Origin of the sequence: Leclercia sp. UBA7405 (genome assembly GCF_037152215.1) — a bacterium.
GTDB lineage: Bacteria > Pseudomonadota > Gammaproteobacteria > Enterobacterales > Enterobacteriaceae > Enterobacter > Enterobacter pneumoniae.
In genome coordinates this window covers 335,667-355,875 of sequence record NZ_JBBCMR010000003.1, presented here as the reverse complement: position 1 = coordinate 355,875, position 20,209 = coordinate 335,667, and the positions used below count along the sequence as shown (strand labels likewise).

25 protein-coding genes and 1 tRNA gene are annotated in these 20,209 nt (G+C 55.5%); 13 read left to right on the top strand and 13 right to left on the bottom strand.

Features of this window, described 5'->3' with window-relative positions:
* Positions 1–354: a tail fiber assembly protein gene (locus tag WFN75_RS16985; RefSeq protein WP_336996547.1), complete on the top strand. Its 354-nt coding sequence runs from the start codon at positions 1–3 to the stop codon at positions 352–354.
* 7 nt (positions 355–361) lie between these two features.
* Here WFN75_RS16985 and WFN75_RS16980 read toward each other — a convergent pair whose 3' ends face one another.
* A complete protein-coding gene (locus WFN75_RS16980; protein ID WP_336996546.1) occupies positions 362–571 on the bottom strand; it encodes a phage tail protein in 210 nt (69 codons plus the stop codon).
* Positions 571–807, bottom strand: a complete 237-nt coding sequence (locus WFN75_RS22700) for a gp53-like domain-containing protein (protein ID WP_442913315.1) — start codon at positions 805–807, stop codon at positions 571–573. The genes WFN75_RS16980 and WFN75_RS22700 overlap by 1 nt, the downstream gene beginning before the upstream one ends.
* Before the next feature lie 199 nt (positions 808–1,006).
* Here WFN75_RS22700 and WFN75_RS16975 point away from each other — a divergent pair, with 199 nt between their 5' ends.
* The 10 genes from WFN75_RS16975 to WFN75_RS16930 all read left to right on the top strand — a co-directional run bounded on the left by WFN75_RS16975 (position 1,007) and on the right by WFN75_RS16930 (position 9,148).
* The gene (locus tag WFN75_RS16975) at positions 1,007–1,768 is read left to right on the top strand and encodes a DUF2971 domain-containing protein (RefSeq protein WP_336996545.1); all 762 of its coding nucleotides are present in this window, start codon (positions 1,007–1,009) and stop codon (positions 1,766–1,768) included.
* Positions 1,769–1,898: 130 nt separating this feature from the next.
* A complete protein-coding gene (locus WFN75_RS16970) occupies positions 1,899–2,492 on the top strand; it encodes a recombinase family protein (RefSeq protein WP_336996611.1) in 594 nt (197 codons plus the stop codon).
* A gap of 58 nt (positions 2,493–2,550) precedes the next feature.
* Positions 2,551–3,741: a phage tail sheath protein gene (locus WFN75_RS16965; protein ID WP_336996544.1), complete on the top strand. Its 1,191-nt coding sequence runs from the start codon at positions 2,551–2,553 to the stop codon at positions 3,739–3,741.
* 13 nt (positions 3,742–3,754) lie between these two features.
* Positions 3,755–4,273, top strand: coding sequence for a phage major tail tube protein (locus tag WFN75_RS16960; protein WP_040074394.1), 519 nt, complete (start codon positions 3,755–3,757; stop codon positions 4,271–4,273).
* Between the two features lie 60 nt (positions 4,274–4,333).
* Positions 4,334–4,609 (top strand): phage tail assembly protein, encoded by a 276-nt coding sequence (locus WFN75_RS16955; RefSeq protein WP_336996543.1) that lies wholly within the window; start codon positions 4,334–4,336, stop codon positions 4,607–4,609.
* A 32-nt stretch (positions 4,610–4,641) separates the two neighbouring features.
* Positions 4,642–4,761, top strand: a complete 120-nt coding sequence (locus WFN75_RS16950; RefSeq protein WP_052452722.1) for a GpE family phage tail protein — start codon at positions 4,642–4,644, stop codon at positions 4,759–4,761.
* Positions 4,754–7,216: a phage tail tape measure protein gene (locus tag WFN75_RS16945; RefSeq protein WP_336996542.1), complete on the top strand. Its 2,463-nt coding sequence runs from the start codon at positions 4,754–4,756 to the stop codon at positions 7,214–7,216. Before WFN75_RS16950 ends, WFN75_RS16945 begins: the two co-directional genes overlap by 8 nt.
* Positions 7,217–7,230: 14 nt before the next feature.
* The gene (locus WFN75_RS16940) at positions 7,231–7,707 is read left to right on the top strand and encodes a phage tail protein (RefSeq protein WP_336996541.1); all 477 of its coding nucleotides are present in this window, start codon (positions 7,231–7,233) and stop codon (positions 7,705–7,707) included.
* A 1-nt stretch (position 7,708) separates the two neighbouring features.
* Positions 7,709–8,860, top strand: a complete 1,152-nt coding sequence (locus tag WFN75_RS16935) for a phage late control D family protein (RefSeq protein WP_336996540.1) — start codon at positions 7,709–7,711, stop codon at positions 8,858–8,860.
* A 66-nt stretch (positions 8,861–8,926) separates the two neighbouring features.
* The gene (locus WFN75_RS16930; protein ID WP_336996539.1) at positions 8,927–9,148 is read left to right on the top strand and encodes a DNA-binding transcriptional regulator; all 222 of its coding nucleotides are present in this window, start codon (positions 8,927–8,929) and stop codon (positions 9,146–9,148) included.
* Positions 9,149–9,370: 222 nt separating this feature from the next.
* Here WFN75_RS16930 and WFN75_RS16925 read toward each other — a convergent pair.
* Positions 9,371–9,446, bottom strand: a tRNA-Ile gene (locus tag WFN75_RS16925).
* A 125-nt stretch (positions 9,447–9,571) separates the two neighbouring features.
* Here WFN75_RS16925 and mug point away from each other — a divergent pair.
* Entirely contained in the window at positions 9,572–10,078 is a 507-nt protein-coding gene (gene mug / locus WFN75_RS16920) for a G/U mismatch-specific DNA glycosylase (RefSeq protein WP_040073960.1), read from the top strand.
* An 86-nt stretch (positions 10,079–10,164) separates the two neighbouring features.
* Here mug and rpoD read toward each other — a convergent pair whose 3' ends face one another.
* The 3 genes from rpoD to rpsU form a co-directional block, all read right to left on the bottom strand.
* Positions 10,165–12,051, bottom strand: a complete 1,887-nt coding sequence (rpoD, locus tag WFN75_RS16915; protein WP_281069593.1) for an RNA polymerase sigma factor RpoD — start codon at positions 12,049–12,051, stop codon at positions 10,165–10,167.
* A 122-nt stretch (positions 12,052–12,173) separates the two neighbouring features.
* Positions 12,174–13,919: a DNA primase gene (gene dnaG, locus WFN75_RS16910; RefSeq protein WP_046885829.1), complete on the bottom strand. Its 1,746-nt coding sequence runs from the start codon at positions 13,917–13,919 to the stop codon at positions 12,174–12,176.
* A gap of 116 nt (positions 13,920–14,035) precedes the next feature.
* Positions 14,036–14,251, bottom strand: coding sequence for a 30S ribosomal protein S21 (gene rpsU, locus WFN75_RS16905; protein WP_001144069.1), 216 nt, complete (start codon positions 14,249–14,251; stop codon positions 14,036–14,038).
* 237 nt (positions 14,252–14,488) lie between these two features.
* Between rpsU and tsaD the strand changes: the two genes are divergently transcribed.
* Positions 14,489–15,502 carry a tRNA (adenosine(37)-N6)-threonylcarbamoyltransferase complex transferase subunit TsaD gene (tsaD, locus tag WFN75_RS16900; RefSeq protein WP_040073963.1) on the top strand — a complete coding sequence of 338 codons (1,014 nt, stop codon included), beginning with the start codon at positions 14,489–14,491 and terminating at the stop codon, positions 15,500–15,502.
* A gap of 50 nt (positions 15,503–15,552) precedes the next feature.
* Here the strand turns inward: tsaD and ureG are convergent, their stop codons facing one another.
* From ureG to WFN75_RS16865, 7 genes are read right to left on the bottom strand one after another with little or no spacing between them, the layout of a single operon-like run.
* Complete coding sequence (gene ureG, locus WFN75_RS16895; RefSeq protein WP_040073964.1) at positions 15,553–16,170, bottom strand: urease accessory protein UreG; 618 nt, start codon at positions 16,168–16,170, stop codon at positions 15,553–15,555.
* A 9-nt stretch (positions 16,171–16,179) separates the two neighbouring features.
* Complete coding sequence (locus WFN75_RS16890; RefSeq protein WP_046885832.1) at positions 16,180–16,854, bottom strand: urease accessory protein UreF; 675 nt, start codon at positions 16,852–16,854, stop codon at positions 16,180–16,182.
* Positions 16,854–17,393 (bottom strand): HupE/UreJ family protein, encoded by a 540-nt coding sequence (locus tag WFN75_RS16885; protein ID WP_336996538.1) that lies wholly within the window; start codon positions 17,391–17,393, stop codon positions 16,854–16,856. The genes WFN75_RS16890 and WFN75_RS16885 overlap by 1 nt, the downstream gene beginning before the upstream one ends.
* 9 nt (positions 17,394–17,402) lie before the next feature.
* The gene (gene ureE / locus WFN75_RS16880; RefSeq protein WP_040073967.1) at positions 17,403–17,867 is read right to left on the bottom strand and encodes an urease accessory protein UreE; all 465 of its coding nucleotides are present in this window, start codon (positions 17,865–17,867) and stop codon (positions 17,403–17,405) included.
* Between the two features lie 9 nt (positions 17,868–17,876).
* Positions 17,877–19,580, bottom strand: a complete 1,704-nt coding sequence (gene ureC / locus WFN75_RS16875) for an urease subunit alpha (RefSeq protein ID WP_336996537.1) — start codon at positions 19,578–19,580, stop codon at positions 17,877–17,879.
* On the bottom strand, positions 19,573–19,887 hold the full coding sequence (locus WFN75_RS16870) for an urease subunit beta (protein WP_046885835.1): 315 nt from the start codon (positions 19,885–19,887) through the stop codon (positions 19,573–19,575). Before WFN75_RS16870 ends, ureC begins: the two co-directional genes overlap by 8 nt.
* Before the next feature lie 10 nt (positions 19,888–19,897).
* On the bottom strand, positions 19,898–20,200 hold the full coding sequence (locus tag WFN75_RS16865; protein WP_040073970.1) for an urease subunit gamma: 303 nt from the start codon (positions 20,198–20,200) through the stop codon (positions 19,898–19,900).
* Between the last annotated feature and the right edge of the window lie 9 nt (positions 20,201–20,209).

Sequence of the window (20,209 nt, the reverse complement as noted above, 5' to 3'; positions counted from 1 at the left end):
ATGAAATATTTTCGAGATGAAAGCGGGGAAATTTTTGCTTACGAAGAAGATGGATCACAGGACGAGTTTATTGGTAATAAAAAGCCAGTAACTCAGGAGGAGGTTGAGAAAATACTCAATCCACCCCCGACGCAGGAAGAAATAATTGCAGCCGCTTATGCGGAAAAGAAAAGGCTTACAGATGATGCCAATGATTATATTAACAGTAAGCAATTGCCTGGTAAGGCGGTTCTGGATAGACTGACTAACGCCGAAAAGGAACTATATAACGAGTGGCTGGATTATCTGGATGCGCTGGAAGCAGTTGATACTTCCAGTGCGCCAGATATAGATTGGCCATCTATGCCAGGTTGATAATATTTTACTCCGTTATTGGGATGTCAATTAAAGCTGGCATCCCATCCTTACCAACAATTCTCTGTTTACCTTTCGGAATATCACTGAATTCCTCAAAAATTGCATCATCAACGGGAAAGCAATCAGAAGGCCATGAACGAGCCCGTTCGTACAGCGTACGGATTGAAGTTGGGTAAAAAACGTTTTCTTTCGGACTGTAGTAATAATTTTCCATCAGTACCCCCGTGCCTCCCAACGAAAATTAAATGAGCCGCCTGGCGCTGAGCATCTCAGCTTAAAAGAATTTTTGGTGTAATCACTGGTTGCGGCGACCGGTATTGTTGTGCTGCCGTTGTCATATATCGCAATAACATTTTCACACGCTGTAGGAAACGCAATCGGAAAAGGTATCGTGTTCCCCTCTCCACTCGACCCCCCTGTACCAGCCAGCCCTTGTCCCCATTGCTTGATAATTACCCTCCCATCTGCACAGGGCTCAATCGAGTAGCCTGCATTTCCGTGGGATACGGTTGAAGCGGCCAGTGTTGCGCCTTCTCTTAAACCGAGGTTTCTGAGAGTGAGAGTGAGGCATGGCTCGTAATCGGTAGTTTACTCTATGGGTTATATCGGGTTATCGTAAGTATTTATGATAACTAATGCGGCGAACGAAATGGATAAGGTATTTTCTTTCTACAAATATGTAAGTAAAGAGGCGGCGATATCTATCATAAGCAATGGGACATTGTTTTATTCAAACCCCTTACATTTTAATGATCCATTTGATATAGCGCCAACCTTCCCGTTAAAAGGAAGAAGTAAAAACTATAAAATGATCTTAAATCACATTGGTATTAAACCAAAAGCATATGGCAAAGAAAAGAAACGGTTGATTAATATAATCAATGCTGAAAATATGCGCGCAGGGTTGTTGCAAAATTGGTCTGTTACATGCTTTAGCAAATCTCCGTTCATCCTTCCTTTATGGGCACATTATGCTGACAATCACAAAGGTTGTGTGCTTGAGTTTAGGGTAACGGAAGAAGTTAACACAACTATCAAGGCGCTAGGTGCACAAGAATATGACCGCTCAGATATTCTATATCCATTGCCGGTACTTTATAGTAAAAAAAGGCCTGTAGGATATGATTCAAATGGCGAAGTTACTCATGATATTGCGCTTAATATGATATTGACGAAAGACACAGCCTGGTCATATGAGCAGGAAATGCGCTGTTTCAAGCTGGGGGCGGCAGGCTTATATCCATTTCGTAAGAATCAACTTCATCGCGTTTATTGTGGCCTAAAAATGGATGAATCCAGCATCTCGGAAATTCACAATGTAGTAAGGGCATACAAAAAACTACACACTCACTCAATAAGAATTGATAGAGTGCACCTTGATAGAGATGAATTTAAAATGACGAAATTATGAGGGAGGTTGATTAATATTGGTGGGTTGCAAAGCAACTTGTTAATCATATTTGTTTGCCCCCCACCTCTTTATTAAATGATCACTCGGTTTTTAAATGGCATCATTACAGCCTTTTACCGGATGTTTAACGATGCTTATAGGTTACGTACGCGTATCAACAAATGACCAGAACACAGCTCTACAGCGAAAAGCGCTTGAGAGCGCAAAATGTGAGCTAATTTTCGAAGATAAAATGAGCGGTAAATCCGCCGACCGCCCCGGCCTGAAAAAACTCCTGCGAACCCTTTCAGAGGGCGATACGCTGATAGTGTGGAAACTCGACAGGCTTGGGCGCAGCATGCGAAATCTGGTCATTTTGATTGAAGAACTTCGGGAACGCGGGATAAATTTTCGCAGCCTGACCGACAGCATTGATACCAGTACACCGATGGGGCGTTTTTTCTTTCATGTTATGGGCGCGCTGGCTGAAATGGAGCGCGAGTTAATCGTCGAACGCACTCGTGCGGGACTGGCGGCTGCACGTGCCGAGGGACGCATCGGAGGACGGCGGCCAAAATTAACCCACGAACAATGGGCGCAGGCCGGGCGGCTGATTGCCGCTGGAGAAACACGCCAGCGTGTCGCGATGATTTTCGACATAGGCATATCCACGCTTTACAGGAAATTCCCGGCTACTAATCCCGCCTCGTCGTTGTGCCAGACACCGCCGAACCCTCACGGTTAGACGGTCATTTACACTATCAGGAGAATGACACTCACCCCTTTACTACGGAGTTAAATGGATGAGTGACTTTCATCATGGCGTGCAGGTTGTCGAAATCAACGACGGCACGCGCGTTATTTCCACCGTCTCAACCGCGATTGTCGGCATGGTCTGCACGGCCAGCGATGCCGATCCCGCGACCTTTCCGCTCAATGAACCGGTACTGATTACCGGCATGCAAAGTGCCATCGCAAAAGCCGGGGAAAAAGGCACGCTCGCCACGGCGTTACAGGCCATTGCTGACCAGTCAAAACCCGTCACCGTTGTGGTACGTGTTGAAGAAGGTAACAGCGAAGACCCGGAAGAAGCGCTCGCGCAGACGATTTCCAACATCATCGGCACAACGGATGAAAGCGGAAAGTATACCGGCCTGAAAGCCCTGCTCACTGCCGAAGCCGTCACCGGCGTTAAGCCGCGCATTCTTGGCGTGCCGGGTCTGGATTCGCTGGAGGTGGCAACCGCGCTTGCGCCCGTCTGTCAGAAACTGCGCGCCTTTGGTTACGTCAGTGCATGGGGATGTAAAACCCTGTCTGAAGCCATTAAATACCGCGATAACTTCAGCCAGCGCGAACTGATGGTCATCTGGCCGGATTTCCTCGCATGGGATACGGTCACTAACGTCACGGTTACTGCCTATGCAACGGCGCGCGCGCTGGGTCTGCGTGCCAAAATCGACCAGGAGCAGGGCTGGCATAAAACGCTGTCAAACGTTGGCGTGAATGGCGTCACCGGCATCAGTGCATCAGTTTTCTGGGATTTGCAGGAGCCGGGCACCGATGCCGACCTGCTCAACGAGGCCGGCGTCACCACGCTGATTCGAAAGGATGGTTTCCGCTTCTGGGGCAACCGCACCTGTTCAGACGATCCGTTATTCCTTTTTGAGAACTACACCCGAACCGCGCAGGTTATCGCCGACACGATGGCCGATGCGCACATGTGGGCGGTCGATAAACCTATTACCGCGACGTTAATTCGCGACATCGTTGACGGCATCAATGCCAAATTCCGCGAACTCAAAACAAACGGGTACATCGTTGATGCTACCTGCTGGTTTGATGAAGAGGCCAACGATAAGGAGACGCTCAAGGCCGGAAAGCTGTTTATCGATTACGACTACACGCCGGTCCCCCCTCTCGAAAACCTGACCCTGCGCCAGCGCATTACAGATAAATATCTGGCGAATCTGGTGTCTTCGGTCAACAGCAAATAAGGAGCCTGACTAAATGGCAATGCCGCGCAAGCTCAAACTGATGAACGTCTTTTTAGACGGCTACAGCTATCAGGGGGTGGCGAAGACCGTCACCCTGCCAAAGCTGACCCGAAAGCTCGAAAACTATCGCGGGGCGGGTATGAATGGCTCGGCACCGGTTGACCTCGGTCTCGATGACGATGCGCTCTCGATGGAGTGGTCACTCGGCGGTTTCCCGGATGAAGTGATCTGGTCGTTCTACGCCGCAACGGGTGCGGATGCCGTGCCGATCCGTTTCGCCGGTTCTTACCAGCGTGACGACACCGGCGAAACTGTCGCGGTCGAAGTGGTCATGCGTGGCCGTCAGAAGGAAATCGACAGCGGCGAAGGTCAGCAGGGAGAAGATACCGAGTCAAAAATCCCGGTTATCTGCACTTACTACAAGCTGACGATGAACGGTAAAGAGCTGGTTGAAATCGACACCATCAACATGATTGAGAAGGTGAACGGCGTCGACCGACTGGAGCAGCACCGCCGTAATATCGGCCTGTAAAAATCTGCCGGTCAGCGGTGCTGGCCGGTTAACCTCACACGAATCTGAACCGAGATAATCATGAACAAAGAAAACGTTGTTACCCTGGAAAAACCCCTGAAACGTGGCGACCAGCTGGTTGCTGAAATTACCCTGATTAAACCCAATGCCGGAACCCTGCGCGGCGTCAGCCTTGCCGCCGTCGCTAACTCCGAAGTGGACGCACTGATTAAAGTGCTGCCCCGCATGACTGCCCCGATGCTGACCGAGCAGGAGGTCGCCGCTATGGAGTTGCCTGACCTCGTTGCGCTGGCCGGTCAGGTGGTCGGTTTTTTGTCGCCGAGCTCGGCACGTTAGATTTCCCTGCAAAATTATCGGTCGATGACCTGATGGCGGATGTAGCCGTTATTTTCCACTGGCCGCCATCAGAGCTGTATCCCCTGAGCCTGACCGAGCTCGTCACATGGCGCGATAAAGCGCTCCAGCGAAGCGGACACACGAATGAGTGAAAACGTTAAGTTACAGGTATTACTCAAGGCTGTTGACCAGGCGACGCGACCCTTTAAGGCGGTGCAAACCGCCAGCAAAACGCTGGCGGGTGATATCCGTGGCTCACAGAATGAGCTGAAGGAGCTGAACGCACAGGCGCGCCGTATCGAGGGATTTCGTACCGTCAGTGGCCAACTGGCCGTCACCGGCGAGGCGCTGAAAAAGGCGAAAGCAGAGGCCGAGGCGCTGGGCGTACAGATGCGAAACTCGGCAAGCCCGACGGCGGCGCAGGTCAAAGCCTTTGAGAGCGCTAAACGCAGCGCGGCGGGTATGCAGGAAAAATATAACTCCCTGCGCCAGTCCGTGCAGCGACAGCGTATCGAGCTGCAGCAATCCGGCATCGATACCCGCAACCTGTCCAGCGCCGGGCGCACCCTGCGAAACAGCATCGTGGCAACGACGGCCAGCATCGACCGCCAGCGCGAGGCACTGGCGCGCGTCAGCCAGCAACAGGAAAGGCTGAACGCGGTTAGCCAGCGGTACGAGCGCGGCAAGGCAGCGGCGGCGAGCGTGCGAAACGTCAGCGCCGCCGCACTCGGGGCGGGAACCGCCGTCCTGTATGCCGGTAGTCGTTTGATGGCGCCCGAAATTCAGTCGCAGCAAAGCGGGGCAATGATTGCAGCCCGTCAGGGTGAAGACGCCGCGAAAGGCACGCAGTACACCGACGTCATTCAGCGTATCAACGCCTCGGGCGTAAGCGAGGATATCGGGAAAATCACAGAGGCGGTGTCAGCGGTACGCAGCACGCTCGGTACGCTCGGCACCGTGGGTGAGGCAGAGCTCGACCGCATCACCCGTAAGGCACTGGACATGCAGACCACTTTTGGCACCGACACCGCCGAGAGTATCCAGATTGCCGCGATCATGATGAAAAACGGGCTTGCGGCCAACAGCGACGAGGCGCTTGATTTGATTGTCTCGGGTATGCAGCGCGTATCCGCTGAAATGCGCGGCGAGTTACCTGAAATCCTTCACGAATACTCGACCCACTTCCGCAACATGGGATTCACCGGCGCGGAGGCGATGTCTTTGCTGGTCGATATGTCGAAACAGGGCAAGTTCGCGCTCGACAAAACCGGCGATGCCATCAAGGAATTCAGTATCCGTGGCTCGGATATGTCTAAAAAAAGCGTGGCCGCTTATAAACAAATCGGACTCAGTGCCGCGAAGATGTCGCGCGACATTGCCACTGGCGGCGACAAGGCGCGCGCGGCAATGCAGAAAACGGCGAAAGGCCTGCTTGCCATAAAAGATCCGGCGAAACGGGCAAACGCGGCGATATCCCTCTTTGGCACACCAATAGAGGATTTATCGATTGAACAGATACCTGCTTTCCTCGGGTCGCTGGCCGGGGTTAAAAACCAGCTCGGCGACGTCAGCGGCGTAGCCGAAAGCATGGGTAAAACCCTGCGCGATAACCTCTCGGGCGATGTGGCTCGCCTGCAGGGGTCTTTTGAAGGCCTGCGATTTAACGTATTTACCGGGATGAATACCCACCTGCGCAACCTGACGAAAAGCGCCAGCGCATGGCTTGATAAGCTGAATGCCTGGGTAAGTGCTAATCCTGTCCTGACCTCAAATCTGGTCATGATAGCCGGGGCGATCGCCGGGCTTGCGGCGGTGCTCGGTGGCGTGGGGCTGGTTATCTGGCCGGTAATGGCGGGTATCAACGCACTGATTGCAGGGGCGGGATTACTCGCGACCGGGTTCAGTATTGCCGGGGGCGCTATCGTCACGGCTATCGGTGCGATCTCATGGCCGGTGGTGGCCGTTGTCGCGGCTATCGTCGCCGGAGCGCTGTTAATTCGCAAATACTGGGAGCCCATCAGCGCCTTTTTCGGGGGCGTCATTGAGGGGTTACGGGTGGCATTCGCGCCGGTCGCGGATTTGTTCGCCCCGCTCAGGCCGGTGTTTGACTGGCTGGGGCAAAAGCTTCAGGCGGCGTGGCAATGGTTCACGAACCTGATAGCGCCGGTGAAATCGACGCAGGACACCCTCAACAGTTGCCGGGAAACAGGCGTGATGTTTGGTAAAGCGCTGGCTGATGCGCTGCTGTTTCCGCTCAATGCTTTTAACAAGCTGCGAAGCGGGATCGACTGGGTGCTCGAAAAGCTCGGGGTCATCAATAAGGAGTCGGGCACGCTTGACCAGACTGCCTCAAAAGCCAGTGCTGTAACACAGGGCGGTGGTTATATCCCGGCAACCAGCCAGGCTGCAGGCTATCAGGCATATAAACCTGTCACAGCTCCGGCCGGTCGCTCATACGTTGACCAGAGTACAAACGATTATCACATCACGCTTCAGGGCGGCGTTGCGCCGGGCAACCAGCTTGACCGCCAGTTGCAGGACGCGCTCGAAAAACATGAGCGCGATAAACGGGCACGCACCCGCGCCAGCATGATGCACGACGGCTAAGGAGGCAAAACAGAATGATGCTCACGTTAGGCATGTTTGTCTTTATGCGCCAGACCCTGCCCTTTCAGACCCTTCAGCGCGATACGGAATACCGCTGGCCGTCAAATCCACGTGTAGGGCAGCGAGACGCCTATCAGTTTCTCGGGAACGGTGAGGAAACAATTACCCTTGCTGGGGTGCTGTATCCCGAAATGACCGGCGGCAAGATGACAATGACCACGGTCAGGCTGATGGCCGAAGAGGGGCGAGCGTGGCCGCTTCTTGATGGTAGCGGGATAATTTACGGGATGTACGTCATTAACAAAATCAGTGAGACGGGCAGTCTGTTTTTCTCTGACGGCACCGCACGAAAAATTGATTTCACGATGACACTCACCCGCGTTGATCCGTCACTGGCGGCGCTATACGGAGATATTGGTAAACAGGTGCAATCTCTTGTCGGTAAGGCGGGAGAAATGGCGACCAAAGTAACAGGCATGATGGGGGTTTGAAATGCTGGATGCACTGACAAACAGCGCCGGTGGGGTGCTCACCCCGGCGTTTATGCTGACGATAAACAGCAAGGACATTACCGGAAATATCAGTGACAGATTAAAGAGCCTGACGCTTACCGACAACCGGGGCTTTGAAGCCGACCAGCTCGACATCGAGCTCGATGACGCCGACGGGCTGGTCGAACTGCCGATCCGGGGCGCGGTGCTGACGCTGTTTCTCGGCTGGAAAGGATTTGCCCTGGTGGGAAAAGGTAGCTTTATCGTTGATGAAGTCGAACATCGAGGCGCGCCCGATACCGTTACTGTTCGCGCGCGTAGTGCTGATTTTCGCGGTTCCCTTAACTCCCGCCGGGAAGAATCATGGCATGACACCACGCTCGGCGGCGTGGTTGAGGCAATCGCCGCCCGTAATAAGCTGGGGTCGAGCGTCGCACCCGAGCTGGCAAATATACCAGTGCCGCATGTTGACCAGTCGCAGGAGTCTGACGTCAAATTTCTGACCCGGCTCGCTGAGCGCAACGGCGGCGAGGTGTCAGTCAAGGCGGGTAAGCTGCTTGTACTCAAAGCCGGGCGCGGTGTTACGGCGAGCGGTAAGGCTATCCCACTGGTGACAATTTCGCGCAGTGATGGCGACCGTCACCAGTTTTCGATAGCCGACCGGGGCGCGTATACGGGCGTAACTGCAAAATGGCTGCACACAAAAGACCCAAAACCGCAGGCGCAAAAGGTCAAACTCAGGCGCAAGGAGAAGGAAAAGAAAAACGGAGCCGTTGCTCACCCGAAAGCGAAGACACCCGCGAAGGAGCCGGAAGCGCGAGAGGGCGAATACATGGCCGGGGAAGCCGATAACGTGTTCGCGCTGACAACAATTTTTGCCAGCAAAGCACAGGCCATGCGAGCGGCTCAGGCAAAGTGGGATAAATTGCAGCGGGGCGTTGCGGAGTTTTCGATTAGTCTCGCGATGGGTCGCGCCGATCTCTACCCTGAGACGCCTGTAAGGGTTACGGGCTTTAAGCGCGTCATAGACGAGCAATCGTGGATAATCACTAAAGTAACTCACTCCCTCAGTAATGGTGGTTTCACGACGTCTCTAGAGCTTGAGGTTAAATTATCGGATGTCGATTACGATTCGGAAGAGGCAAGGGAATAAAATCATTCTCAAATGGTGAAAAAGTGAGTATCATACATTCACTAAAAGTGAATTTCGAGGCGCATTATGTTCCATTGTCCGAAGTGTCAGCACGCTGCACATGCGCGCAGTAGTCGTTACCTAAGCGAAAATACCAAAGAACGATATCACCAATGCACAAATATTAATTGCAGCTGCACATTTGTCACAATGGAGTCAGTTGAGCGATATATTGCCACTCCGGGTATTGTCGTTCCGGCACCACCTCACCCGACCCGAACGGGTCAAAGCCAGTTTACTTGGTTATAAAAAACTCCCGCCTTGTGCGGGTTTTTTTTTAATATTCCTTGCGGGGTATAAATTCGCAATTATCCCTTTAAGGGGATAAATAAAAGCTAAAACTTGATTGTTTTCGTCTGCATTGAGCGGCGGTAAAAAAAATACATCGCCATTTCATCGCCACTCTGATTCAGCCCAATAAAAAAGCCACTCGCTAGAGTGGCTCAAGATCATGATTTTAAAGCTAAAATTTGGTGGCCCCTGCTGGACTTGAACCAGCGACCAAGCGATTATGAGTCGCCTGCTCTAACCACTGAGCTAAGGGGCCGTGGCGAAGGATTATAATGTAACTCCCCGCCGCAATCCAGCCATACGCGCCTGCCTGCTGTTTTTATAAACAACGTATTTTCAATCTTTTATACTTCTATAGTGATTCATCTATCGGGAGTAATAATGATCAACGACATTCTTGCGCCAGGCCTGCGCGTTGTGTTCTGCGGTATCAATCCGGGTAAGTCGTCGGCCCATACCGGATTCCACTTCGCCCATCCGGGTAACCGCTTCTGGAAGGTCATACACCAGGCAGGCTTTACCGATACGCAACTCAAACCGGAAGAGGAACAACGGCTGCTGGATACACGCTGCGGCATTACCATGCTGGTAGAACGGCCCACGGTGCAGGCCAGCGAGGTCAATTTGCATGAACTGCGCAGTGGGGGGCGCGAGCTGATTAAGAAAATGGAAGACTACCAGCCCGCCGCACTGGCGATTCTGGGCAAGCAGGCGTACGAGCAGGCTTTTAGTCAGCGTGGGGTGCAGTGGGGTAAGCAGAGCGTGATGATTGGCGTGACGCAGGTCTGGGTGCTGCCAAACCCGAGTGGATTAAACCGTGCGACGCTGGATAAGCTGGTCGAGGCGTATCGGGAGCTGGATGAGGCGCTGGTGGTGCGGGGGCTGTGAGCCCTCTGCGTTCAGAGCCCCTCCAGGGACGAGGGAAAAAACAAAAAAAAAGCTCCCGTTTGGGAGCTTTTTGCTGTGTGCCTGGATTAGTCGTCCAGGAAGCTACGCAGCACTTCAGAGCGGCTCGGATGGCGCAGTTTACGCAGCGCTTTCGCTTCGATCTGACGGATACGTTCGCGGGTTACGTCGAACTGTTTACCCACTTCTTCCAGCGTATGGTCGGTGTTCATATCGATACCGAAGCGCATACGCAGCACTTTCGCTTCACGGGCGGTCAGGCCAGCCAGTACGTCGTGCGTTGCGGCACGCAGGCTCTCGGTAGTGGCAGAGTCCAACGGCAGCTCGAGGGTGGTATCCTCAATGAAATCACCCAGATGCGAATCTTCATCATCACCGATCGGTGTTTCCATGGAGATAGGCTCTTTGGCGATCTTCAGCACTTTACGGATCTTATCTTCCGGCATCAGCATGCGCTCGGCCAGCTCTTCTGGCGTCGGCTCGCGACCCATCTCCTGCAGCATCTGGCGAGAAATACGGTTGAGCTTGTTAATGGTCTCAATCATATGCACCGGAATACGGATGGTGCGCGCCTGATCTGCGATAGAGCGGGTAATTGCCTGACGGATCCACCAGGTTGCGTAGGTGGAGAACTTGTAACCACGACGGTATTCAAACTTATCTACCGCTTTCATCAGACCGATGTTGCCTTCCTGAATCAGATCCAGGAACTGCAGACCACGGTTGGTGTACTTCTTGGCGATAGAGATAACCAGACGCAAGTTTGCTTCAACCATCTCTTTCTTCGCACGGCGGGCTTTCGCTTCACCGATGGACATACGACGGTTGATATCTTTCACCTGTTCGATGGTCAGGCCGGTCTCTTCTTCAATCTGCTGCAGTTTCATCAGGCCGCGATGCACGTCTTCTTTCACGTCGTGCAGTTTTTCAGACCACGGCTTGTTCATCGCGATAGCGGCGTTGAACCAGGTTTCGCTGGTTTCGTTACCGGTGAAGAGGGTGATGAAGTTCTTCTTCGGCATTTTGCACTGCTCAACGCACAGCTTCATGATGATGCGTTCCTGGGTACGTACGCGATCCATCATCACGCGCATGCTGTTAACCAGGTAGTCGAACTGTTTAGGCACCAGACGGAACTGTTTGAACACTTCAGACAGCTTCAGGATCTGTTCCTGAGCGGCAGCATGGCTGCGGCCTTTGGCTTTGATCGTGTCGCGAGCCAGTTCGTACTGGGTACGCAGTTCACCAAACTTCTCGCGCGCCAGCTCAGGGTCGATGCTGTTGTCGTCATCGCTGCTGTCGTCGTCGTCTTCTTCATCTTCGTCTTCGTCGTCATCCATCTCTTCCTGAGACAGTTCAGATCCAACGTGGGTGGCGGTCGGCGCCATATCTTCTTCAGCGTTTGGATCGACGAAGCCGGTGATGAGATCGGACAGACGCGCTTCTTCCGCTTCAACGCGATCGTACTGCTCAAGCAGATAGGTGATGGCTTCCGGGTATTCGGCAACGGAGCACTGAACCTGGTTGATCCCGTCTTCAATGCGTTTTGCGATGTCGATTTCGCCTTCGCGGGTCAACAGTTCAACGGTACCCATTTCACGCATGTACATGCGAACCGGGTCGGTCGTGCGTCCGATTTCAGATTCTACGCTGGACAGTACCTGTGCAGCGGCTTCTTCAGCATCTTCATCAGTGTTGTTGGAGTTTTCAGCCAGCAACAGATCATCGGCATCCGGTGCTTCTTCCATCACCTGAATACCCATGTCATTGATCATTTGGATGATGTCTTCGATCTGATCTGAATCGACGATATCTTCCGGCAGATGGTCATTGACCTCGGCATAGGTCAGATAGCCTTGCTCCTTACCGCGTTGGACAAGAAGTTTCAGCTGTGACTGCGGGTTTTGCTCCATAAGACGGTATCCACACTTATTCGTTTGATTGGTGTCGGCAATACGGCTGCCAACATTTAAAGCGAGGGCGTACTTATATTTTTGCCGCTGCCTCTCAGTGCGGCTGTCGGGGGCTTCCCGATCGATATTCGGCACTTAAGCCGTTAAATACTTTTGTCTTTCTCTTATTTCTTCGCCAGTTCCTGGTTCAACATCCAGAGTTCCCGGCGCTCTTCGCTGCTTAAACCGTGTGTGCGCTCGCGAGCAATTAACTCTTCCTGGCGCAGTTCAAGCATCGAATCAAACATATGGTTGAGCGAATCGGTGAAGGTCTCTTCAGCGATATCCTTATCTGCTATATCGTCCCACATCGACAATTTTTCAAGGGTTGCAGCCGCTTTTGTGCCGCGATAGTGCTCTAAAAGTTGCCCGGTGGTCAGACCTGGCTGTGACAGACAAGTGTTGACCAATTCTGAAAATAAGCCAAGTCCAGGCAACTTATCGTGGTCCAGACCCGCCAGCGACGGCACTTTGGGCGCCAGCTCAGGGTTCTGTACCAGCAGTCCTATCAGTATACGCATGGTTGTGCGTTTTAGCTGCGGAGCGGCACGTGCCGTGCCGTTATCGGCCTGTTTTGGCATTAAACGTTCAAGCTGGCTGTCATCCAGTATGCCCAGCTTTTTGCCCAGCTCCTGACGCAGATAGATGCGCAACGTTTCGCCCGGTACCTGAGTAATCAGCGGCAGGGCCAGCGTACTCAACTGCGCACGGCCATCCGGCGTGCTCAAATCTACCTGCGGCATCAGGCTGTTAAAGAGAAACGTGGAGAGCGGCTGTGCCTGCTCCATCCGCGCTTCAAATGCTGCTTTACCCTCTTTACGCACCAGCGTATCCGGGTCTTCACCGTCGGGCAGGAACATAAAGCGTAGCTGCCGCCCGTCGGTCATATACGGCAGCGCGGTTTCCAGTGCGCGCCAAGCGGCATCGCGTCCCGCGCGATCGCCGTCGTAACAGCAGATGACGTTATTGGTCACCCGGAACAACAGCTGAATATGGTCAGCCGTAGTGGAGGTGCCCAGCGACGCGACGGCATAGTTGATGTCGTATTGCGCCAGGGCGACCACGTCCATATAGCCTTCGACCACCAGCAGGCGCGGCGGTTCAGCGTTATCTTGCTGCGCTTCATAAAGGCCATACAGCTGGCGGCCCTTATGGAAAATGTCGGTTTCCGGGGAGTTCAGGTACTTTGGCAGGGCATCGCCCAGCACGCGGCCACCAAAACCAATGACCCGGCCACGCTTGTCGCGAATGGGGAACATCACCCGCTCGCGGAAGCGGTCGTAGCTGCGTCCCTGGTCATTCGTGACCAGCATGCCCGCATCGATAAGCGATTTACGATCTTCGCTATTGCCGCCAAAACGCTTTAACACGTTATCCCAGCCGGGCGGGGCGAAACCAATAGCGAAACGCGCAATGACATCGTCGCTCAGACCGCGCTTGTTCAGATACTGACGCGCAGGCTCAGCGGCAGGTTGCTTCAGAGACTGTTGGTAAAACGAATTCAGACCTTCCAGCAGTTGATAGAGACTTTGCCGTTGATGGCGCTCTATCTGGCTTGGGCCAGAGCCTGCTTCATAAGGCACTTCAAGGTTGTGCATGGCGGCCAGCTCTTCGACGGTTTCAACAAACTCGAGCTTGTCGTAGTTCATCAAAAAGTCGACGGCATTGCCGTGTGCGCCGCAACCGAAGCAGTGGTAAAACTGTTTCTCACCGTTTACGGTGAAAGAGGGGGTTTTTTCGTTATGGAACGGACAGCACGCATGGTAGTTCTTGCCCTGCTTTTTGAGCTTTACCCGCGCGTCGATGAGATCGACGATGTCGGTTCTTGCCAGCAGGTCATTGATGAAAACGCGTGGGATTCGTCCAGCCATATGCCCCGTGAATTTTTAGCTACTCATAAACGAAAACAAGCCGCGCATTCCTTACGGAAGCACGGCCTTACGACTATTACTCTGTCTGTCAATTGAGGGCCGTTGCCCTCAACAGATTAGTACAGACGAGTACGGCGTGCGTTTTCGCGAGCCAGTTTCTTCGCGTGACGTTTCACAGCAGAAGCTTTAGCGCGCTTACGTTCGGTCGTTGGTTTTTCATAGAACTCACGACGACGAACTTCAGCCAGAACACCTGCTTTCTCGCATGAACGCTTGAAGCGACGCAGTGCTACGTCGAACGGCTCGTTTTCACGTACTTTAATTACCGGCATGTAACTCTCACCTTTAATAAATTCGGTTTGCCGCTGGCATCAACGCCAGCTTATTTCAAAATGGTGCGGAATTTTACTGCAATTGCTGCTGCTTTGTAAAGCACCGATGCGATTTTGAAATGGGACTTTTATAAGGGTGGGGAGTATACACGAACTCAACGCCAGGGGTGAGGAAAGTTTTACATCAACCCGCATTGGCCCTACACTGCGCGGTATTGAAACGAGGTAAAACAAGTCATGCGTGTACTCGGTATTGAAACATCCTGCGATGAAACCGGCATCGCCATTTACGACGACGAAAAAGGGCTGCTTGCCAACCAACTGTATAGTCAGGTGAAATTACACGCTGACTACGGCGGTGTGGTACCTGAACTGGCCTCCCGCGATCATGTGCGCAAAACGGTGCCCCTGATCCAGGCGGCGCTGAAAGAGGCCGGCTTAACGGCGAAAGAGATCGACGCCGTCGGTTACACCGCAGGGCCTGGCCTGGTGGGTGCGCTGCTGGTCGGTGCCACCGTTGGGCGCGCGCTGGCGTTCGCCTGGGACGTGCCTGCCATTCCTGTTCACCATATGGAAGGCCATCTGCTGGCGCCGATGCTGGAAGATAACCCGCCGGAATTCCCCTTCGTGGCGCTGCTGGTCTCCGGCGGGCATACCCAGCTGATTAGCGTGACGGGCATTGGTGAGTATGCCCTGCTGGGCGAATCCATTGACGATGCGGCCGGTGAAGCCTTCGATAAAACCGCCAAGCTGCTGGGGCTCGACTATCCGGGGGGGCCGATGCTCTCTAAACTCGCCTCGCAGGGAACGGAAGGGCGCTTTGTCTTCCCCCGTCCGATGACCGACCGTCCGGGTCTGGATTTCAGCTTCTCCGGTCTGAAGACCTTTGCTGCCAACACCATTCGTAACAACGGCAACGACGATCAAACCCGGGCGGACATTGCCCGTGCGTTTGAAGATGCGGTGGTGGATACCTTGATGATCAAGTGTAAACGCGCTCTGGATCAGACCGGTTTTAAACGTCTGGTGATGGCGGGGGGCGTGAGCGCCAACCGCACGCTGCGCGCGAAGCTGGCAGAGATGATGCAAAAACGCCGTGGCGAAGTGTTCTACGCTCGCCCCGAGTTTTGTACCGATAACGGGGCGATGATCGCTTACGCCGGCCTGGTGCGTCTGAAAGCGGGCGCGACGGCAGATTTAGCCGTCTCTGTGCGTCCACGCTGGCCGCTGGCAGAGCTGCCTGCGGCGTAACGCCTCTCCCTCTCCCCGCGGGGAGAGGGAAATATCCCCATCCCGCGTTACTACACCCGCAACATCCCTTTCTCTTCCAGAAACGCAATAATCGTTGCCAGGCCGTCGCCAGCTTTCAGGTTGGTAAAGGTCCACGGACGCTCGCCGCGCATGCGGTTGGTATCGCGCTCCATCACCTCCAGTGAGGCCCCGACATAGGGCGCCAGATCGGTTTTATTGATGACCAGAAAATCGGATTTGGTGATCCCCGGCCCGCCTTTACGGGGGATTTTTTCCCCTTCGGCCACGTCGATGACGTAAAGGGTCAGATCGGCCAGCTCCGGGCTGAAGGTGGCGCTCAGGTTATCGCCGCCGCTTTCGACGAAGATCACGTCCAGGTTGCCGAACTTCTCGCTCAACGCTTCTACCGCCGCCAGGTTCATCGAGGCATCTTCACGGATGGCGGTATGCGGACAGCCGCCGGTCTCTACGCCCACGATGCGCTCAGGCTCCAGGGCGCCAGCTTCGGTCAGGATGCGCTGATCTTCTTTGGTGTAGATATCGTTAGTGACCACCGCCAGGTGATACGTGTCGCGCATGGCTTTACACAGCGCTTCGAGCAGTGCGGTTTTACCCGACCCCACCGGGCCACCCACGCCCACGCGCAGGGGATGTTTGTAATCAGACATAGACAATCCTCAGGAACGGAATAACCGTGAATATTGTGTTTCATGACGCGCCGAGGCGATGGCCGACAGGGGCGTCGCGGCACCCAGTTCATCATCATGGCGCAGTAAAGCCTGTTCAAATCCCGCCGCGAAGCGATCGCTCAGTTCGATAATCAGCTGTTGCGCCGCCTGTTGCCCGAATGGCACCAGCTTGACGCCCGCCATCACCGCGCTCTCAATCCAGCTGTAACCCAGGCTCAGGGCCAGCTCGCGAGGAGGGATCGCCCAGCGAACGCCCAGCCATGCCATGCCGCAAAGCTGGCTTTGCATAAACAGCGGTTGCCAGTCTGGCGGGCAGTCCGGCTCCCAACTCTTAATAAGCCGGGTGAAGGCGGCGCCGCGATTGCGCTCCTCTTCGCGCAGTTCACGCGTTTCGCGGCAGGCCAGCAGGTACGCCGTCCACCGTTTTGCCTGAGCGATATCGTGCCGCTCGCAGGCGTGGCAGAGGCGGATAAACAGCGGTAAATCGGTGCAGAAAAAGCTCTGCTCCATCTGCTGTATCTGCCAGCGGCGGAATGCGTCGACGGTCGTCACCCAGCCCGCTTCGGCCGCCCACTCCAGCCCCTGGGACCAGGTAAACGATCCCACCGGCAGACTACTGCTGGAGAGCTGCATCAGCCGCAGCCGCTGGCGGGCGTTCTCCATCAGCTCATCAGCGCCAGCAGCGCAGAGGCGATAAGTCCGCCGCCCAGGGTTTTACGGATCCCGTCATGACGGCGCAGCAGCAGGCCTGCGCCGAAGCTCACGCACAGCACCGCCGCGCTTGCGAGCATAAAGCCAGAGGTAAAGAGCCAGAAGCTGTGGCCCGCCATCTCTACACCGTGCGCCCAGCCGTGGAACATAGCCAGTGCAGGCACCGCCAGCAGCAGTCGGTTCTCTGTTTTAAACATCATCACGCCGCATACCGCCAGCGAGGCGACGATCAGCGTCTCCATCCCGCTAAAGCCGCCGAACAGGCTGCCCGCAATGGCGCCGGTAAGCATCATGCCGAGGGTGGCGAGCGGCATCAGCAGCTTACGGCCGCTCAGGGCAGAGAGGACGCCAGCGCCGGTCAGCATCAGCAGGTGATCGAGACCGGTCAGCGGATGGAAAAAGCCCGCCTGAAAGCTATCTGCGCCGTGCCCCGGATGGGCGAGGGCGGGAAGGGAAAAGACCAGCAATAACAGAGGAAGGTACGTACGCATGACAGATCCTTAATGTGAATGAGCGTGAGAGTGGCTATGGCTGTGAGCATCGCTGGCATACGCCCCGGCTTCCGGTTCAAACGGCAGCGTGGCAAACGTCACCTCAAGGCCGAGCAGCCGCACCATGTCGTCGAGGACATGATCGTGGTGATAGCGCAGCTCGCCGGGCATGATTTGCAGCGGCACGTGGCGGTTGCCCAGGTGATAGCAGGCGCGGGCAAGCAGGAAAGGATCGGCGCAACGCACCACCGAAACGGACTCCGGGGCGGCAATCACTTCAATAATTTCGCTGCCGTCTTCCGTTGCCAGCATGTCGCCGCCGCGAAGCAGCAGGCCGCGCGGCAACATGAGCCCCGCTTCGCGACCATCGTTCAACGTGACGCGGGCGCGGCTTTTGACGCGGATATCAATCGGCAGCGTCACGCTGGTGGTGACGCGATGGGCGTGATCAAGGCGTTGGGTTAAGGTGATCATCTTGGCTCCTCAGAACAGGAAATAGCGTTGCGCCATCGGCAGGATCTCTGCCGGTTCGCTGGTTATCAGCTCACCGTCCACGCGCACCTCGTAAGTTTGCGCATCGACGGTGATGTTGGGTTGCAGGCCGTTGTGGATCATGTCGGTCTTCTTCACGCTGCGACAGCCCCGCACCACGGCGGTGGCGCTTTGCAGGTTCAGCTGCCGGGCAATGTCCTGCGCCTCTGCCGCCTGCGAAATAAAGGTCAGGCGGGTGGCGTGACGGGCGGCCCCCAGCGCGCCGAACATCGGGCGGTAGTGCACGGGTTGCGGCGTAGGGATAGAGGCGTTGATATCGCCCATCGGGGCGCAGGCGATCATCCCGCCTTTCACAATGGTCGCGGGTTTTACGCCAAAGAATGCCGGAGACCAGACCACCAGATCCGCCAGTTTGCCCGCTTCGATGGAGCCGACTTCGTGGGCGATACCGTGGGTCAGCGCCGGATTAATGGTGTATTTGGCGACGTAGCGCTTCACGCGGAAGTTATCGTTATCACCGCTCTCTTCCGGCAGCGCGCCGCGCTGTACTTTCATCCGGTGGGCGACCTGCCAGGTGCGGATAATTACTTCGCCCACGCGGCCCATCGCCTGCGAGTCGGACGAGGTGAGCGAGAAGGCACCGATATCATGCAGCACATCTTCGGCGGCGATGGTCTCCCGGCGGATGCGCGATTCGGCAAAAGCCACGTCCTCGGCGATATCCGGGTCAAGGTGGTGGCACACCATCAGCATGTCGAGATGCTCATCGATGGTATTTACCGTATAGGGCAGCGTCGGGTTGGTGGAGGAGGGGAGAATATTCGGATGCGCGCAGGCGGTAATGATATCCGGCGCGTGACCGCCGCCCGCCCCTTCGGTGTGGAAGGTGTGAATGGTACGCCCGCCAATCGCCGCCAGGGTATCTTCCACGAAGCCGGATTCATTCAGCGTGTCGCTGTGCAGCGCCACCTGTATATCCATCTCTTCGGCCACCTCCAGCGAACAGTTGATGACCGCCGGCGTCGCCCCCCAGTCTTCGTGGATCTTCAGCCCGATGGCACCCGCTGCAATCTGCTCGCGCAGCGCGTCGGGGTTAGAGCCGTTACCTTTGCCCAGCAGGCCAATATTGACCGGCAATGTATCGGCCGCCTGCAGCATGCGGGCGATATACCAGGGGCCCGGTGTACAGGTGGTGGCGTTTGTGCCCGCTGCCGGGCCGGTGCCGCCGCCGATCATGGTGGTGACGCCGGAGACCAGCGCCTCTTCCGCCTGCTGCGGGCAGATCCAGTGAATGTGGGTGTCGATCCCGCCGGCGGTCACGATCTTCCCTTCGGCGGCGATTACCTCCGTCGCGGCGCCGATGGGGATAGTCACGCCGGGTTGAATATCCGGGTTACCGGCTTTGCCCACGGCGAAGATCCGGCCATCTTTGACGCCGATATCGGCTTTCACGATCCCCCAGTGATCGACGATCAGCGCGTTGGTCAGAACCAGATCCACACAATCTTGCGCGGTCATCTGCCCCTGGCCCATGCCGTCGCGGATCACTTTCCCGCCGCCAAATTTCACCTCTTCGCCGTACACGGTGAGATCTTTTTCCACCTCGATCCACAGCCCGGTGTCCGCCAGCCGTACCTTGTCGCCGGTGGTGGGGCCAAACATGTCGGCGTAGGCCTGACGCGAAATCTCAGCCATGCTTCACCTCACCCATCACCTCGCCGCGAAAGCCAAAAATACGCTGCGCACCCGCCACCTGGACCAGCGTCACTTCGCGCTTCTGGCCGGGTTCGAAGCGCACGGCGGTGCCGGCCGGGATATCCAGGCGGTAGCCTCTCGTGGCCTCACGATCGAATTTTAACGCCGGGTTGACCTCGTAAAAGTGGTAGTGCGATCCCACCTGAATGGGGCGATCGCCATGGTTTTCGACCACCACGCGTTGGGTCTCGCGGGCCACGTTGAGGGCGATCTGCCCTGGTTTGATCTGATACTCGCCTGGGATCATTGCGCGCTCCTTAGACGATGGGGTTGTGAACGGTGACCAGCTTGGAGCCGTCCGGGAAGGTCGCCTCCACCTGAATATCCGGGATCATCTCCGGTACCCCTTCCATCACCTGCGAGCGGGTGAGGACATGACGTCCGGCCTCCATCAGCTCCGCCACGGTCTGCCCGTCGCGCGCGCCTTCCATAATAAAAGCGCTAATCAGCGCGACCGATTCCGGATAGTTGAGTTTGACGCCGCGGGCGAGACGGCGCTCTGCCACAAGCGCGGCGGTGAATAACAACAGTTTGTCTTTTTCTCTGGGGGTCAGTTCCATACGGGCTCT